A 16,408-nucleotide genomic window follows, 5' to 3' on the forward strand; every position below is an offset into this window, starting at 1 on the left:
GCCAATTGGATAAGATCGGTGTCGAGATCGACGTCACCGCACGGACCAGCGACCTTTCATTTGCGGCGCGCCAGATGGTCGAGCTGGCCAAGGCGTTGACACTAGAGGAAACCGTCTCGCGGCCGTTGGTGATTTTGCTGGACGAGCCGACATCGGTGCTGAATGGACATGACATTGACGTGCTGTTCAAGCGCGTGCGCTCGCTGAAATCGCGTGCCAGTTTCGTCTTTGTCTCGCATCGTCTGGACGAGGTTCTGGCCATCTCGGACCGGGTTTACACCATGAAGGATGGCGAGGTCGTAGCTGAACATAATGCCAACGCGGTCAGCGGGCCCGAGCTGCACGAGATCATGGTCGGACGGGGGCTGCAATCAAGCTATTATAAAGAAGACCGCCAGTTGCCACCCCAAAGCGAGATCGTGGTGGATGCCCATCAGCTTGGCCATGCCGGGGCCTTTCACGCCGTCGATCTGCAGATCCGTGCCGGTGAAATCGTCGGCATCGCGGGTGTCGTCGGTTCGGGCCGCGAAGAGGTCACCCGCGCAATCGGTGGCTTTCTGCCTTGCAGCGAAGGCCGCCTGACCATCAAAGGAGAGGATGTCCATTTCCAAAATCCCGGCGATGCCGTGCGGCGCGGTATAGGCTATGTCCCGCGCGAAAGGCGGGTCGAGGGGTTGGTGATGTTTCTGTCGATTGCCGAAAATATCACATTACCCGACCTGTCGCCGGTGATGCGTCACGGGCTGATCGACTACGGTCGCGAACGCAAATTGGCCAGCGAGTGGATCCAGCGCTTGCGCATCAAGGCACCCGGGCCCGACATCGCCTGCCGAAAGCTATCGGGGGGAAATCAGCAAAAGGTGGTGCTTGCGCGCTGGATGACGGCGGGATCGCGCATCCTTATTCTGGATCACCCTACGCGCGGCTTGGATGTCGGCGCCAAGGAAGAGGTCTATGAGCTGGTCCGCGAGTTGTCGGCACAAGGCGTCGCCGTCTTGCTGATCTCGGATACGCTCGAGGAAACCATCGGTCTGTCACATCGCGTCTTGGTGATGCGTGACGGCGCGGTGACGGCGGAATTCGACGCGGCCCCGGGCAAAAAACCCGATCAGGTCGATCTTGTACGCGCCATGGTTTGAGTGGGGGATTATGATGAAGAATACCTTTCAGACCGCTTTCTCGTCAGGTTGGCTCACCGCCGCCGTTCCCCCCGCTCTACTTGTCATCCTGGTGCTAATGATCGGGGTCGCGGCCCCCGGCTTTCTGACGCGCGAGACGCTTTTGCTTCTCATGTCGAATACGGCTGTGCTGTTCTTGCTTGCGGCGGGGGTAACTTGCGTCATCTTGATTGGCGGAATTGACCTTTCTATTCAATCGATTGCCTCGCTTTCAAGTGTGATCCTCGCACAGCTTTTACCCACGATCGGTGTGCTGGCCTTTCCGGCCGCGATCCTATCGGGGTTGGTGTTCGGCATCATTAGCGGTGTGGTTCATGTCAAACTCAAAGTGCCCTCATTCGTGGCCACTTTGGCCACAGGGGGCGTGGTTGCCGGAATAGCGCTTTGGTTTGCTGACGGACGTGCCATCACCATCGAGGCCGAGGGCCGCGCCTATACCGCATGGATCAACGGCACCTTTCTTGGGTTGCCGGTGGTGCTTTGGATCTCGGCTCTGCTGGGGGCGGGGGTTTATCTGGCAATGCGCTATACCTCTTTTGGGCGCCATAGCTTGGCGGTTGGGGCAGGCGAGCCCGCAGCGATCGCCGCCGGCATCAGGGTCGATCGCGTCAAGATCACCGCCTTCGCCGTATCGGGGACATTGGCTGCCATTGCTGGGGTGGTTTTGGCCGCGCGCCTTTCCAGTGGCTCACCCAATCTGGCCAACCAGCTGCTGTTACCCGCCATTGCCGCGGTGATCGTTGGCGGGACGGCGATTACCGGCGGCATGGGGGGGATTGGCCGCACCGCCATCGGTGCGCTGATCATTGCCATCGTGCGGATGGGCATGACCTTTGTGGGCGTGAATATCTTTGCGGAAAACGTTGTCTTTGGCGCGGTTTTGATCCTTGCCGTGGCCATTACTATCGACCGCAGCAAAATCGCAGTAATCAAATGACCGCGGCCCGCGCGGCCCATGAACAAGGCCGCGCAACCCTGCGCGGCCTTGCCCGACAAAGCGCGAATGAATGGCCAGCGGGATTACATGGTATCCAAGCCGATCAGCTCGATCTTGTAGCCATCGGGATCCTCGATAAAGGCGATATGCGTCGTGCCATGCAGCATCGGTCCCGGAGGACGCGGGATCTTGGCCCCTTGGGCAGCCAAGGCGTCACAAACGGCATAGATGTCGTGCACACCCAGTGCCAGATGACCAAACCCTGTCCCCAGCTCATAGGGTTCCTCGCGGCCCCAGTTGTGGGTCAGCTCAACCACAGTATCGCTTTCCTCGGGGCCATAGCCGACAAAGGCATTGGTAAATTTGCCGCCCGGAAAGTCCTCGCGGCGCAGAAGCTGCATTCCCAGAAGCTTGGTATAGAAGTCGATGGAACGGTCCAAATCCAGGACTCGGATCATTACATGCATCATACGAAATTTTGCAGTCCCGACACTCATTCCGAATATCCTCGCGTAAGATACTGTTTATACGTTTGTTTATGGTGATAATGACGCCCGGTCTTGCGGCGCCACCTTGAAGTTAACAGCCAGTGTTGTATGATAACCATGTCATCGGACAAAATGTCCAGAACTATCCCGAACGCTGCCGGACAAGATCAGTCTTCGGCAGCTGACGGGGCTGGGACGGTGGCCTTGCTCTTGCAGAAAAGGAAATCAGATGTCGCTCAAATTGGATAAGGTCGATCGCGGGCCGCATCTGTCGACGCTGGTTGCAAGCTCGATCACCCGAGAGATCGCGCAGGGGCGGCTTAAGGCTGGCGATCAGTTGCCCACCGAGTTGCAGCTGTCGAAAACCTTTGGTGTCAGCCGCAATGTCATCCGAGAGGCGATTGCGCGGCTTCGGTCCGAGGGGCGGGTCTGGACCCGGCAAGGTCGCGGTGCCTTTGTGTCGGACGAGGCAGATACCTCGGTGCTGACGGTCGATCTGAACATGGCAGCCGAAGGCGAGGCCTATCGCTCGCTGTTCGAATTGCGCGGCATCCTCGAGGTCGAGGGGGCAGGTCTGGCCGCGCAGCGGGCCACCCCGCAAGACCTTGAGGCGATGAAACTGGCCGTGGCAGCCATGCGCGCCGCACCTTACGGCAGCGTCGCATGGCTGCAGGGCGATCTAGAGTTTCATCAGGCGATTGCGCGGGCGACGGGTAATGATCTGATCGTGCAGTTTCTGACGGTCGTGGCTGAAAAGGTGCGCGAAAGCATTCTTGCCTCGGGCCATCAGCGCGCCTCGGAAGAGCTGGCAACCAACACGCTGGCTGAACATAATGCCATCTTGGACGCGATTGGCATCGGCGCGGCACCGGCCGCACGCCGTGCCATGGCGGGCCATCTGCGCCTGGCGGCGACCCGGCTGGGACTTGACGGGTTGGGACTGGATGGCAAGGAAGAGTGATCGCGCAAATTCCGTGGCGTGCTCAGAAAGAAAAGGCACAGCATGTTCAAGTACCTTTCCCAGACCTCAAACCTGCGCAGCGAACTGGTCAATGCTTTATTGGCCCGTATCGAAAGCGGTGATCTGAAGCCGGGGCAGAGGCTACCTACCGAGCAGGTGCTGATGGAGTCCGCGGGCGTAAGCCGGACCATCGTGCGCGAGGCTTTGGCCACGCTGCGTGCCAAGGGGCTGATCACGACAAGGCAGGGGCTGGGTGCCTTTGTCGCGACAGAACCGCTGCCGCGCACTTTCTCGATCACATCCGCTGATCTGGACTCGATTGACGAGGTGCTTCGCGTGCTTGAATTGCGCCTTGGCGTCGAGGCCGAGGCAGCCAGCATCGCCGCGCAGCGCCGTACACCCAGCGATCTGGCCGCAATGGAGCAATGCCTGGACGCACTGGATACCGCGATTGCCGCAGGCGAGAACGGCGCGCAGGAAGATTACGCTTTTCATCGCGCCATTCTGGCGGCCACGCAAAATCCGTATTTCACCCGGCTTTTCGACACGTTCGGCGGCGCGATGATTCCGCGCCAATGGTCCAGCCACGCGCATATGAGCCCGGCTGAACGCCAGCGCCACCACAGCCGCGTGCGCAAGGAACATCTGGCGCTTTTCCTTGCGATCCAAGAGGGAAACGACAAGGCTGCCAGCAAGGCTCTGCGCAATCACCTTGACCGCAGCGCCCGCCGCTTTGCGCTTTTGCGGCAGCTGTCCCCTTTCGAGAGCGGCTGATGCAGGGCAATCTTATCGAGTGAACCAGACCGAAAGGACCGAGGCTGATCATGGATTTTATGGCGCGCGCAACTGCTTTGGTTGGGGATATGATGGTGATGCTTCGGCGTGGACATTCACCGCGTCAGCAAGCGATGGGCCGCACCCCCACTATTCCCGATGCGAAAAAGCAAGGGATCATGACCCTGAAAATGCCAACCGCAAAAGGCTGGGCACCGGGTCATCTGCCGCGTGCGGCCGCGGGGCTTAAGGTCAATGCCTTTGCCTCGGGTCTGGATCACCCGCGCTGGATCGAGGTTTTGCCCAATGGCGATGTGCTGGTGGCGGAATCCAAGGAAAAGCCCGGAAACCCCAAGAGTTTGATGGACCATGCGACGCAGGCCACGATGCGCCGCGCGCGGGCCATTGGCACCAGTGCCAATCGCATCACTTTGTGGCGCGACAAGGACGGCGATGGGGTGGCCGAGCAACGCGAGCTGTTTCTAGAGGGGCAGAACCAGCCCTTTGGCATGGCGCTTGTGGGGAATACTTTTTACGTCGGCAATACCGATGGCATCGTGGCCTTTCCCTATGAAACGGGGGCGACACGCATCACTGCGCCGGGCCGCAGGTTGCTTGATTTTCAGCCCGGAGGTCACTGGACGCGCAGCCTGATCGTGTCGCCGGACCAAACCAAACTTTATGCCGGTGTCGGCTCGCTGACCAATATCGCCGATCAGGGCATGGCGGTCGAAGAGGGGCGCGCCACGATTTGGGAGCTGGACCTGCCAAGCGGGGCCTCGCGCGTGTTTGCCTCGGGGTTGCGAAATGCGGTCGGCATGGCCTGGCAGCCGCAAACCGGAGCCTTGTGGACGGTCGTGAACGAACGCGACGGTTTGGGCGATGAAACCCCTCCTGATTACCTGACCTCGGTGCGGGACGGTGGCTTTTACGGCTGGCCCTTCTGCTATTGGGGGCAAACCGTTGATGATCGCGTGCCCCAAGACAGCGCCATGGTGGCCAGCGCGATCACGCCAGATTACGCGCTTGGCGGGCACACGGCCTCGTTGGGGCTGTGCTGGATGCCAGCGGGCACCTTGCCCGGCTTTCCGGACGGCATGGTCATTGGCCAGCACGGTTCGTGGAACCGCTCAATCCTTAGCGGCTATCGCTTGATTTTCGTGCCGTTCGAGAATGGTCAACCCTCGGGGCCACCGCGCGATATTCTGACCGATTTCCTGTCTCCGGATGAGAAATTCGCCTATGGCCGCCCCGTCGGCGTGGCGATCGGGCCGGATCGGGCGTCTTTGCTGATGGCCGATGATGTCGGGGATGTGATCTGGCGGGTCAGCGCGGCTTGATGCAATCGCCAGTGCCCTGTGACAGGTTTGATCAGTCCGCGTGCTAAACTGCGCGGCACGAGCGATGCAAGACGGGGCACGGGCAATGCGGCTGGCAATTCTGACAGGGGTGATGATCATGGCGTTGAATGGGGCACAGGCCTCGGTGATTGGGGCTGTCGAGGCAGGGGATCATGGCCAGCTGAGCAAAGCACTGGCTGCGCACGAGCCACTTGAGGCGCGCAATGCCAAGGGCCAGACCGCTTTGTTGGTCGCCGTCTGGAAAAACGATCTTGCCGCCGCAACGCTGCTGATCGATGCCGGTGCGGATGTGAACGCATTCGATCAGATCAAAGACAGCCCCTATCTGGTTGCCGGGGCGCAGGGACGCACAGATATTTTGCGGCTGATCCTGGCGCATGGTGCGGATCTGAAAAGCACCAATCGCTTTGGCGGGACAGCTTTGATCCCAGCCGCCGAAAAGGGCCATCTTCCGGCAGTGGAAATGCTGCTTGCCGCTGGGGTGGACCCCAATCACGTCAATGATCTTGGCTGGACCGCCCTTCTCGAGGCGATCATTCTGACCGATGGCAGCCCGGTCTATCAACAGATCGTCGCGACCTTGCTGGCCGGAGGGGCTGATCCGAGCATTGCTGATTTCGAAGGCGTCACCCCGCTTCAGCATGCACGTGCGCGCGGCTTTACCAAGATGGTGACGCTGATTGAAGCAGCAAACGCGGGCAAATAGCACTGTTTTCGTCCTGCCTGCTCTGGCCAAGCAACGGGCGTGGCGCAATCTTCAGGGTTTACGACAAACGTCTGAGATTGCCGTGATTTCATTGGCTTCCACCCTCAAGCGCATGAACCTAGCGTTGAGGGAGAGCAGGATGACACATCAGGATAGGATTTCGGACCATCCCGTCGGACGGCTGGTACAAGACGTCGCAGCGGGGCTGATCGGGCATCAGCGCATGGCCGAGCGATTGGTCATCGCGCTTCTGGCGGGGGGGCATGTGCTGCTCGAGGGGCCACCTGGCATCGCCAAGACCCGCGCGGTCAAGCGCTTGGCCAGCCACCTTCCGGGCAAACATGCACGTATCCAATGCACGCCCGATCTTTTGCCGTCTGATTTGACCGGTACGCAGATCTTTCGCGTTGAAACCGGGGGCTTTGATTTTGTGCCCGGTCCGTTGTTTCATTCTTTGGTGCTGGTCGATGAAATCAACCGCGCGCCTCCCAAGGTTCAATCGGCCCTGCTAGAGGCCATGGCCGAACATCAGATCACCACCGGTGGCGTGACCCGCGCCTTGCCCGATCCGTTCATGGTTGTCGCGACCCAGAACCCGATCGAGCATGAGGGGACCTTTCCCCTGCCCGAAGCACAGATGGACCGCTTTTTGCTGCATCTGTTTCTTGACCTGCCCGGCGCAGAATCCGAGCGCGCCATCTTGGATCTGGTCGAGGCCGAGGCCCTTTCTGCGCCCGAAACGGCCGTGTCGATCATCGCGGAAAGCGACCTGCATGCAGCGCGTGCTGCGGTGGCGGCGGTGCATCTGGCACCCGCGCTTAAGGATTTCATCGTGCGGCTGGTCATGGCAACGCGCAGCGGCGGCGCCGTTGCGCAATGGGTTGAACATCCGGTATCGCCGCGCGGGACCTTGGCGCTTGCAAGTGCAGCCAAGGCGCGTGCCTGGCTGCATGGCCGCGATCACGCTTTGCCCGAAGATGTCGAGGATCTGGCCGAAGACGCCTTGGCGCATCGCCTTGTGCCCAATTGGCAGGCCGTCAGTGACGGCCGCAGCGGCCGCAGTCTGGTCGCCGAGGTTCTGTCCCAGGTCCGGCCGTGGTAGTCGCCAAAGGCGCTACTCGTACGACGATTGCCCCGGCGCTTGATCACCCCGGCTTGCGTCTAAGCGCGGCGGAACTGATTGCTTTGCGCCCCGCCCCGCATTCCAGCCGTCAAAGGCCCGCAAGCCGTCGTCCTGGCGCAATTGCCGCGCGCGTTGCCGGGCAGGGCATGGATCTGCGCGAGATCCGCGCCTTTTCGGATGGTGACGATATGCGGCGCATCGATCCGGCGGCCACGGCGCGCACGGGCCAGCTTCATGTGCGCAGCTTTCACGAAGATCGCGATGACACCACGCTTTTGGTTGCCGATTTCCGCCATGCGATGCTGTGGGGAACGGGCACGGCGCTGCGTTCGGTGCGCAGTGCAAGGTTGCTGGCGCAGATCGGCTGGCAAGCGGTGGCGCGCGGCGGCTCGGTTGCAGTGATGGCCGTGGGCGATCAGGGGATGCAGACCGTCAACGCCGGCACCGGGGCCGTTCAGATGCAATCGGTGGCTGCGCTGCTTGCTCAGGCCCATGATGGGGCATTGGCGCGAGCCAGCCACGGTCGTGGCCTTGAAACAGGGACCGAGGGGGGGCTTGCCCCGGCCTTGGCGCAAGCTTTGCAAATGACCCCGCCCGGCGGGCAGATCCATCTTGCAACCGGTCCGGACGGGTTGGACGGTGCCGAGCCAGGGCTGCTGCGACTGGCCAAGGGCCGCGCGATGGCCGTGCATGTGATCCTGGATCCCGCAGAAACCGCGCCACCCTCGAATGTCGTGACTGTGCGCCATGGCCACAGCACCCGCCACGGTCGCCTGACCCCCTATGATGCGTTGCCCCTGCTGACGCATCTGCGCGGGCTTGGGCTTGCCGCCTTCAGCGTCGCCCCCGATGAGCAAGCCCCATGAGCCAAGAAGAACTGCTTGCCGCCCTTTCACCCAGCCGCCTTCCCCCCCCGCTTTTGACGCTGGATTGGCGCGAAATGTTGGCGCTGGTGGGTTTGGGGCTGCTGCTCGGGTCTTTGATCATCTGGCTTTCGTCACCGTTTCTGACGCGTCGTCCGTCATCGCGCGCCATGATCCGCGCCACCCGCGGTCTGGAGGGGCAAGAGCGGCTATTGGCCATCGCTCGGCTATTGGGATATCTACCCAAAGCTTTGCGCCCCGCCGCTTACGGTGCCGCGCCGGTTCCCCCAGATGATCAGATCGAAAGACTGGCGCGGGGCGGTAAATGAGCTTTGCCTTCCCATTGGCCTTTGTGCTTTTGCCACTGGCTTTGCTTTTGCGCTTCTTGCCGCCATCCGCCCCCCGGGGGGGGCTGTTGGTCCCGGCGCATGTTTTCACCCATTTGACCGCCGAACGAGGTGCCGCGCGTAACATCTTGTTGCCTGCGCTGGCATGGGGACTTTTGGTGCTGGCATTGGCAGGACCACAAATCAGCCGTCAAAGTGATCTTTTGCCGGTTTCAGGCCGCGATATCGTTCTGACGATCGACCTGTCCGGCAGCATGCTGAAAGAGGATTTCCAGCTTGATGGCCAAGCCATCTCGCGCCTGGACGCGGTGAAGCGCGTGGCGTCGCGGTTTGTGGCGGCACGCAAAGGCGACCGGATCGGCCTAGTGATCTTTGGAGAGCGCGCCTATTTCGCCCAACCCCTGACCTTTGACGTCGAGGCCGTCGCCCACGCCATCGACGAGGCGCAGATCGGCATTTCAGGGCGCGCTACGGCCATATCGGACGGGCTGGGGCTTGCGATGAAACGGCTTAGCCAAAGCGAGGCCCCAAGCCGCGTGGTGGTTTTGCTGTCCGATGGGGTCGATACTTCGGGCAAAGTTCCCGCACTGGATGTTGCGCGTTTGGCCGCAGAACATGGCATCCGCATCCACACGATCGCTTTGGGGCCCGAGGATCTTGAGAACCAGCCGAAATCGCGCGATGCGGTAGATACCAAAACCTTGCGCGGCGTCGCGGATATCAGCCATGGCACCAGCTTTCGTGTCCGCGGGATGGAAGATCTTTTGGCCATGGCCGCAACCCTTGACCAGTTAGAGCCCAGCCCCTCAGCCCGCCCGCCGATGCGTTATTGGCAATCCTTATGGCACTGGCCGGCGGCCCTAGCGCTGTTGGTTCTGGCCTTGATCGCCTGGAGGCGCAGATGATTTTGCTGCGGCCCTGGTGGCTTTTAAGCCTTGTGATCTTGCTGGCTTTGGCTGTGATATTGTGGCGGCGTGGCCCCGATGCGGGGGGCTGGCAAAGCATTATCAGCCCGCAGATGCGAGCTGGGTTGATTGCTTTGGGCCAATTGGGTGCCGGTGCGGGTTTGCAGGGATTTTTGCCGCTGATCGGGGCTGCGTTTTTGGCCCTTGGTCTGGCTGGTCCGGCGATTCCGCGCGCTGATGCCCCGGTTTTTGCGCAAAGCGATGCGGTGATTATCGCCGTGGATATGTCCCCCTCGGTCGCGCAAGGGCCGGGATTGGCCGATGCGCAGGCTGCGGCTGCGGGCCTGTTGGGAAGCTTGGCGGGCCGCCCGGTTGGGCTGATCCTTTATACGTCCGAGGCCTATTGGGTCGCGGCGCCGACGGCGGATCCGGCCACTTTGGAAAGTCAGATCTCGGTGCTGGACGCACACACCATGCCCGATGAGGGCAGCCGTCCGGCCGGCGCGATGGCCATGGCCGCGCAGATGTTGGCGGGATTGAAACGCGCCGATCTGGTTCTGATCACCGATGGTGGCGGCTTTGATAGCGCCGCCCGCGCCGAGGCCGCGCGCCTTTCATCGGCGGGGGTCCGGGTATCAGCGCTGATTGTTCCGGGCAATCCTCCTGGCACCCCCGAGGTCTTGCCCGAGTTCCTGAACGGCCCCGTCAGCACCTTTGACGCCCCCGCCCCGATTAAACGCGCCTTGGTGAGTTCGGGCCTTGCCCGCGACGATGCATTGACCGCTTTGCAATATCGCGATCTGGGTCCTTGGTTTGCGCTTTTGGCCCTGATCAGCCTGATCCCCTTCTTTCGGAGGCAGGCATGAGGCGGGTTTTGCCCTTGGTGCTGGCGCTGGCCTGCCTTGTCGTCGCGGGGCCTCAGGCCTTGGGACGGCTGGCGCTTTTGGCGGGCGCGCCGGGGATTGCTGCGCCTTTGCTGTCCGGACCGGTCGAAAAGGGGATCGCTCATTTTCGCGCCGGCGATTTTGCCCGCGCTGACGCGGAATTTGCGCAGGCCGGTCGCAGCCAGACCTTCAACCGCGGGCTCAGCCTTGCAGCATTGGGGGAATATCCCCTTTCGGTTGCCTATTTCGATGCCGTGATCTTTGTTAATCCCGCCGATGCTGAGGCGCGCCAAAACCGGGATCTGGTCAAGGCAATGTTCCCGCCACATCAGGGCGAAAGCATCGTGCCCGGCCGCATTATGGGCCATGGCGGCGGCGAGGGCGCGCCGCAAATCATGCTGAATGCCGCTGGCGCCCAAGAGCCCGAATGGCAGCGCAAAATCGAGGCGCGCGGCATCGTCGCCAGCGATGAATGGCTGGCTACTATCTCGGATGATCCCGGCGAATTTCTAAAGTTGCGGCTGAAGGCGGAATATGACCGCCGGGCCGGGCAGGGGCTGATCCGCCCGCGCGAGGTCGAACCATGGTGATCCGTTTTCTGTTCTGGGTCATGCTTGCATTCTTCAGTGCAGCACCCGTCAGCGCCAAAGACAGCCTGCGCCTGATCATCCCCGAGATGAAGCCCGTCGTTGGCGAAATGATCCCTGTCACGATCCGGGGCGAATATGACGGGGCGATTTCGCTGTCCACGATTACTTTCCCGGATTCGCCCAGCTACGACTGGATTCAGACCGCGCGCGACCGTTGGGCGCAAGAGCGGGTCGACGGCAAATTGGTCGGGGTTTTCGAGCGTCGCATTGCGCTTTTTCCGCGCCTTCCCGGAACGCTGACCATCGGTCCTGTTACCCATCACCTGACCAAGGCCGAGGGGATGACGCGCCCAACCTATGATGTTACAGCCCCATCGGTATCTTTGTCGGTCACGCCCTATCCCGGCGCGGGCCGCCCTTTGGCCGCGCGACACTTCACCGTTCAGGACGAGTTTTCCGAGGATCCGGCCAACCTTCGTTCGGATGAGACCTTTATTCGCCGCATCACGCTGAAGGCCGAGGGGACGATGGCGCATCTGCTGCCGCCCCGGCCGGAAATCCGCGAACCTTGGCTGATCACCTTTACCGCCCCCGAGATCCGCGAAACTCGCCTGACCGCAGAGGGGCCGGTGGCGGTCGTCATCTGGGAATGGAGCATGCGTCCACATACGGGCGAAATGGGGGCACTGATGCCGATCCAGTTCCCGTGGTTTAACACGCTGATCCGCGAGATGCGGGGTGCCGTCACCTTGCCGGTCCAGATCGGTTATGGCGGCTACGGTGACAATATTAGCGGCGCTGCCCGCCCACCCGCCCAAGTGGGCCTATGGTCTGGGGCGCTGGTCGCGGGCGGTGCCCTTGTGGCCATGCTGGTGGCGTTGCAAGGCTGGGGTATTGGCCGCGACGGTTGGCGCAATCTTAAGGCTCGACTGTGGCGGCTGACCCCCAATCCCTATCGGCGACAGGTGCAACAAGCGGCGCAAAGTGGCGATTTGGCGGCGCTGCTTCACGCGGCAAGCGATTTTCTGGCCTATGATCAAAAGCGCGGAAAAACCTTTGATGTCAATGCGCTGTATGAGCTGAACCAGCGCATCTATGGCGCTGACAGCGATCATCGGCCTTTTGACGCACAGCGCTTTGTTTCGCGTCTTTTGCGCAAGACAAGGCCGTTAAAGGCAGGACATTAGCACCCGTCCGTCATGACAGCGTGCCATGCCTAGAATACAAATCTAGGACAGATCTCTGGACGCATGATTGCCTTCGACGTTAAAGGGCGGTGTACAGGTTTGTGCCATCACCCCGGCCCAGACGATACCAGCGGCCTGACGGGCGGAAAGCGAGAATGCCCTTGACCCATCCCCAAGCCCCCGCCGAGGTGGCGGCCCGCCCCGCTTTGGAACTGATCGAGCTGGTGCGCCGCTTTGGTGACCGTGAGGTCCTGTCCCGGATCTCGCTCTCGGTTCCGGCAGGCCAGATTACCTGTTTGCTGGGCGAATCCGGCTGCGGAAAATCAACCCTTCTGCGCTTGATCGCCGGGGTGGATCAGCCCGATGGTGGGCGGATCTTGATGGATGGCGCACAGATCGTTGGCCCTGGCGCCTTTACCGAACCTGAAAATCGCAAGATCGGTTTCATGTTTCAGGACTACGCGCTTTTCCCGCATCTTAGCGTGGCGGAAAACCTTGGTTTTGGTTTGCACGGCCTGTCAAAGGCCGAACGCAGCAGCCGCATCAGTGATCTGGCCGCGCGCATCGGGATCGCGCATTTGTTGACGCGCTATCCCCATTCGTTGTCGGGTGGCGAGCAACAGCGCGTGGCCTTGGCCCGTGCCTTGGCGCCAAAGCCCAAGATCTTGTTGATGGATGAACCTTTTTCGAACCTTGATCAGGGCCTGCGCGAAAAAGTTCGCCGAGAGACCGTCGAGACGCTTCACAGTCTTGGCGCGACTGCGATCATCGTCACCCATGATCCACAAGAGGCCTTGGCGGTCGGGCATCTGATCGTGTTGATGCGCGACGGGCGAATCGAGCAGACCGGAACGCCCTTTGACATCTACGACAACCCACGCTCGGCCTATGCTGCCGAATTCATGGGCCCGTGCAATCGCCTGACCGGGATCTGGAGCAAAGGGGCTTTGGAAACCCCGATTGGTCGCTTTTCCGGCGATCTTGCCTTGGCCGAGGGCACTTTGGCCTTTGCCTGCATCCGACCTCAGGCGCTTTCGCTAGGCCCGGATGGTGAGGGCATTTCAGCACGTATTCTTGCCAAGACCTTTATCGGAGAAAGCGAGCAGATTGACCTGCTGGTCCATCCCTTGGGCGAGGCATTGCGCATGCATAGCCATGTGCGCATCCCCATGCCGGTCGGTGCGCGTGTCGGATTGCGGTTGAATGGCGCACAGGTCCATCTTTTCGAGCAGGCAGATCGTTGAAACTGCGTCAACTTGCCGCAGTAAATTCAAACTTGATTAAAAAGATAAACTACCTCAAGACTTGCTGCGAATGTGGGAACATTACCCAGGCCTTCCAGACGAAAGACCGCAAAATGAAGATTGACCGCAAACTGTCGCAACTTTTTCTGGCAGGCACCGTCCTGGCCGCAAGCGCGGGTAGCTTGGCTGCTCAGGAGCTGAACCTTTACACCTCGCGCGAGCCGGGTCTGGTCGAGCCGCTGCTTGATGCGTTCACCACATCAACCGGGATCAAGGTCAATACGGTCTTTCTGAAAGACGGTCTGGCCGAGCGTGTCGCATCCGAGGGCGAAAGCTCGCCCGCCGATGTGTTGATGGCCGTTGATGTCGGCAATCTGGCCGATCTGGTCGACAAAGGCCTGACCCAGCCCGTCGAATCCGAAGTGCTGACCAAAGCCATCCCCGAGAACCTGCGCGATCCGGGCAATCAGTGGTTTGCTTTGTCGATGCGCGCCCGTGTGATCTATGCCGCCAAGGATATCGAATTGGCGAGCATGACCTATGAGGACTTGGCCGACCCGAAGTGGAAGGGCAAGATCTGTATCCGCTCGGGCCAGCACCCGTATAACACCGCGCTGATCTCGGCCTTTCTCAGCCATCATGATGCCGCTGAAACCGAGGCATGGCTGACCGGCGTCAAAGCCAATCTGGCACGGCAGGCGGGCGGCGGTGATCGCGACGGTGCCAAGGATATTCTGGGCGGGATCTGCGATATTGCCGTCGCAAACTCGTATTATGTCGGGCTGATGCGCTCGGGCAAGGGCGGGGACGAACAGCGGGCCTGGGGCGATGCGATCAATGTCGTGCTGCCCACCTTCAAGGATGGTGGCACGCATGTGAACATCAGCGGTGCAGCCGTTGCCAAACATGCCCCCAACCAGGCTGAAGCAGTCAAGCTGATCGAATTCCTGGCCTCGGACGAAGCACAAAAGATCTATGGCGAGGCCAATTTCGAATATCCGGTGAACCCGGCCGCAACCATCGACCCGATCATCGCGTCCTTCGGCGAGCTTAAAGTCGATCCGGTGCCGCTGACCGACATTGTCAAAAACCGCAAAGAGGCCAGCGAACTGGTTGATAAAGTTGGTTTCGATAACTGATTGGCAAACCTGCCGGATCGGGCAGATGCCTGAAACCTGATGAGTTCAGTCGTAAGTAAATCCCGTAAGCTGACCAAACCCTTCCGCAATGGCGGTGGGGTTTGGCTTTATGCGTCTGTGCTGATCGCGGCATTGGTGATGGTGCCGATGGTGGCGCTGATCTGGCAGGCCGCGCAGGGCTCGGACGGGCTGTGGTCGCATCTTTTGGCCTATGTTTTGCCCCATGCTTTGGGGCAAAGCGCGATCTTGATGGCGGGGGTTGGTGTGCTGGTCGCGGCGATCGGCACTGCCAGCGCCTGGCTTGTGACCGCTTATGAGTTCCGGGGGCGGCGCTTTCTGGAATGGGCGCTTTTGCTGCCTTTGGCGGTGCCCACCTATATCGTGGCCTATGCCTATCTGGATCTGCTGCATCCGCTGGGGCCGGTACAATCGGCGCTGCGTGATCTGCTGGGATATGACAGCCCGCGCCAGTTTCGATTGCCCGATATTCGCTCGATGCCGGGTGCGATCATCCTGCTTAGCCTGGTGCTTTATCCCTATGTCTATCTGCCCACGCGGGCGATGTTCATGACCCAGGCCGCCAATCTGGTCGAGGCCGCGCGAACCCTTGGCATCGCGCAACGCCATATCTTTTGGCGTGTCGCGGCACCTTTGGCGCGCCCCGCGATCGCGGTTGGCGTCAGCCTGGCGTTGATGGAAACGCTCAATGACATCGGTGCCTCCGAGTTTCTGGGGGTGCGTTCATTGACGATTTCGATTTACACGACATGGGTCACCCGCTCGGACCTGCCGGGGGCTGCGCAGATCGCTTTGGCGATGATCGTTTTGGTGATCGCGCTGATCTCGCTTGAAAGATGGGCGCGCAGGCGCCAGCGATACAGCATCAGTGCCCAACGCGCTCGCAGTTTTGCGCCCAAGCCGCTGGGGAAAAGGGCAGGGGCGCTGGCATTTGCCCTTGGATTTTTACCGGTTCTTTTCGGCTTTCTGATCCCGGCCGGCTTTTTGGCGCTTGAAGCATGGACGCGATTTCAATTCGCCGGCATCTCGGTCAAGCTGCTGCAAGAGGCGCGCAATACATTTGCAATTTCTGCGCTGGCAACTGCGGCAGTGCTGATTTGTGGGCTGATCATCGCCTTTGCAGCCCGCGCCTATCCTGCGCGTGGTATGGCCATGATCCAGCGTGGGGCGACGGTGGGATATGCCATGCCGGGAACGGTTCTTGCGCTTGGCGTGCTGATCGCTGCTGCAAGCTTTGATCGGCTGATTGACCGCAGCGCGCAGGATTGGTTTGGGGTATCGACCGGGCTTGTGTTGATCGGCTCGGGGATCGCGCTTGGCTATGCCTATCTTGTGCGTTTTCTCGCGATATCAGTCGGCTCGGTCGAGGCGGGCTTGACCCGCATTCCACGCAGCTATGATCAGGCGTCGCGCACGCTTGGCCGGGGGCTTAGCGGCACGTTTCGCGATGTGCATCTGCCCTTGTCCAAGGCGGCAATTGCGGCGGCGGGACTGCTGGTCTTTGTCGATTGCATGAAAGAGCTATCGGCCACGCTTTTGCTGCGCCCGCTTAACTTCGAAACCCTGGCCACCCATCTTTATGGCGAGGCCGCGCGCGGCACCTATGAGGAAGCAGCCATTGCTGCTTTGGCCATTGTTGCCGTCGGTATCTTGCCGGTGATCTTGCTGGCCCGGATCGGACGGACCGAGCCGGGCGCCTGAAA

Annotated in this window: 17 protein-coding genes; 16 read left to right on the forward strand and 1 reads right to left on the reverse strand. The window is 61.0% G+C overall.

Translation table 11 applies throughout. The features are described 5' to 3' along the window. The coding region (locus RTS12_RS02500) for a sugar ABC transporter ATP-binding protein (protein ID WP_312525151.1) at window positions 1-1,139 on the forward strand (1,139 nt) is incomplete at its 5' end. 13 nt (window positions 1,140-1,152) lie between these two features. Continuing rightward, window positions 1,153-2,115 carry an ABC transporter permease gene (locus RTS12_RS02505; protein WP_312525153.1) on the forward strand — a complete coding sequence of 321 codons (963 nt, stop codon included), beginning with the start codon at window positions 1,153-1,155 and terminating at the stop codon, window positions 2,113-2,115. A gap of 83 nt (window positions 2,116-2,198) precedes the next feature. Here RTS12_RS02505 and gloA read toward each other — a convergent pair whose 3' ends face one another. Then, window positions 2,199-2,612 (reverse strand): lactoylglutathione lyase, encoded by a 414-nt coding sequence (gloA, locus tag RTS12_RS02510; protein WP_312525155.1) that lies wholly within the window; start codon window positions 2,610-2,612, stop codon window positions 2,199-2,201. 220 nt (window positions 2,613-2,832) lie between these two features. Between gloA and RTS12_RS02515 the strand changes: the two genes are divergently transcribed. From RTS12_RS02515 to RTS12_RS02580, 14 genes are all read left to right on the forward strand, one after another. Further along, complete coding sequence (locus RTS12_RS02515; RefSeq protein WP_312525157.1) at window positions 2,833-3,564, forward strand: FadR/GntR family transcriptional regulator; 732 nt, start codon at window positions 2,833-2,835, stop codon at window positions 3,562-3,564. 42 nt (window positions 3,565-3,606) lie between these two features. Continuing rightward, window positions 3,607-4,338 (forward strand): FadR/GntR family transcriptional regulator, encoded by a 732-nt coding sequence (locus RTS12_RS02520; protein ID WP_312525159.1) that lies wholly within the window; start codon window positions 3,607-3,609, stop codon window positions 4,336-4,338. Between the two features lie 50 nt (window positions 4,339-4,388). After that, complete coding sequence (locus tag RTS12_RS02525; protein ID WP_312525161.1) at window positions 4,389-5,678, forward strand: sorbosone dehydrogenase family protein; 1,290 nt, start codon at window positions 4,389-4,391, stop codon at window positions 5,676-5,678. An 85-nt stretch (window positions 5,679-5,763) separates the two neighbouring features. Then, window positions 5,764-6,405 carry an ankyrin repeat domain-containing protein gene (locus tag RTS12_RS02530; protein WP_312525163.1) on the forward strand — a complete coding sequence of 214 codons (642 nt, stop codon included), beginning with the start codon at window positions 5,764-5,766 and terminating at the stop codon, window positions 6,403-6,405. A 139-nt stretch (window positions 6,406-6,544) separates the two neighbouring features. Next, complete coding sequence (locus RTS12_RS02535; protein ID WP_312525165.1) at window positions 6,545-7,507, forward strand: AAA family ATPase; 963 nt, start codon at window positions 6,545-6,547, stop codon at window positions 7,505-7,507. Next, window positions 7,501-8,394 carry a DUF58 domain-containing protein gene (locus RTS12_RS02540; protein WP_312525167.1) on the forward strand — a complete coding sequence of 298 codons (894 nt, stop codon included), beginning with the start codon at window positions 7,501-7,503 and terminating at the stop codon, window positions 8,392-8,394. Before RTS12_RS02535 ends, RTS12_RS02540 begins: the two co-directional genes overlap by 7 nt. Continuing rightward, on the forward strand, window positions 8,391-8,720 hold the full coding sequence (locus RTS12_RS02545) for a hypothetical protein (protein WP_312525169.1): 330 nt from the start codon (window positions 8,391-8,393) through the stop codon (window positions 8,718-8,720). The genes RTS12_RS02540 and RTS12_RS02545 overlap by 4 nt, the downstream gene beginning before the upstream one ends. Further along, the gene (locus RTS12_RS02550) at window positions 8,717-9,643 is read left to right on the forward strand and encodes a VWA domain-containing protein (protein WP_312525170.1); all 927 of its coding nucleotides are present in this window, start codon (window positions 8,717-8,719) and stop codon (window positions 9,641-9,643) included. The genes RTS12_RS02545 and RTS12_RS02550 overlap by 4 nt, the downstream gene beginning before the upstream one ends. Then, the gene (locus tag RTS12_RS02555; RefSeq protein WP_312525171.1) at window positions 9,640-10,509 is read left to right on the forward strand and encodes a VWA domain-containing protein; all 870 of its coding nucleotides are present in this window, start codon (window positions 9,640-9,642) and stop codon (window positions 10,507-10,509) included. The genes RTS12_RS02550 and RTS12_RS02555 overlap by 4 nt, the downstream gene beginning before the upstream one ends. Continuing rightward, window positions 10,506-11,117, forward strand: a complete 612-nt coding sequence (locus tag RTS12_RS02560) for a hypothetical protein (RefSeq protein WP_312525172.1) — start codon at window positions 10,506-10,508, stop codon at window positions 11,115-11,117. Before RTS12_RS02555 ends, RTS12_RS02560 begins: the two co-directional genes overlap by 4 nt. Further along, complete coding sequence (locus tag RTS12_RS02565; RefSeq protein WP_312525173.1) at window positions 11,111-12,304, forward strand: hypothetical protein; 1,194 nt, start codon at window positions 11,111-11,113, stop codon at window positions 12,302-12,304. The genes RTS12_RS02560 and RTS12_RS02565 overlap by 7 nt, the downstream gene beginning before the upstream one ends. Window positions 12,305-12,459: 155 nt before the next feature. Beyond that, the gene (locus tag RTS12_RS02570; RefSeq protein ID WP_312525174.1) at window positions 12,460-13,548 is read left to right on the forward strand and encodes an ABC transporter ATP-binding protein; all 1,089 of its coding nucleotides are present in this window, start codon (window positions 12,460-12,462) and stop codon (window positions 13,546-13,548) included. A gap of 113 nt (window positions 13,549-13,661) precedes the next feature. Then, window positions 13,662-14,687: a Fe(3+) ABC transporter substrate-binding protein gene (locus tag RTS12_RS02575; protein WP_312525176.1), complete on the forward strand. Its 1,026-nt coding sequence runs from the start codon at window positions 13,662-13,664 to the stop codon at window positions 14,685-14,687. A gap of 39 nt (window positions 14,688-14,726) precedes the next feature. Beyond that, window positions 14,727-16,406 carry an iron ABC transporter permease gene (locus RTS12_RS02580; protein ID WP_312525177.1) on the forward strand — a complete coding sequence of 560 codons (1,680 nt, stop codon included), beginning with the start codon at window positions 14,727-14,729 and terminating at the stop codon, window positions 16,404-16,406. Window positions 16,407-16,408 lie beyond the last annotated feature (2 nt).

Source organism: Paracoccus sp. (in: a-proteobacteria) (genome assembly GCF_032007265.1).
Classification (GTDB): domain Bacteria; phylum Pseudomonadota; class Alphaproteobacteria; order Rhodobacterales; family Rhodobacteraceae; genus Paracoccus.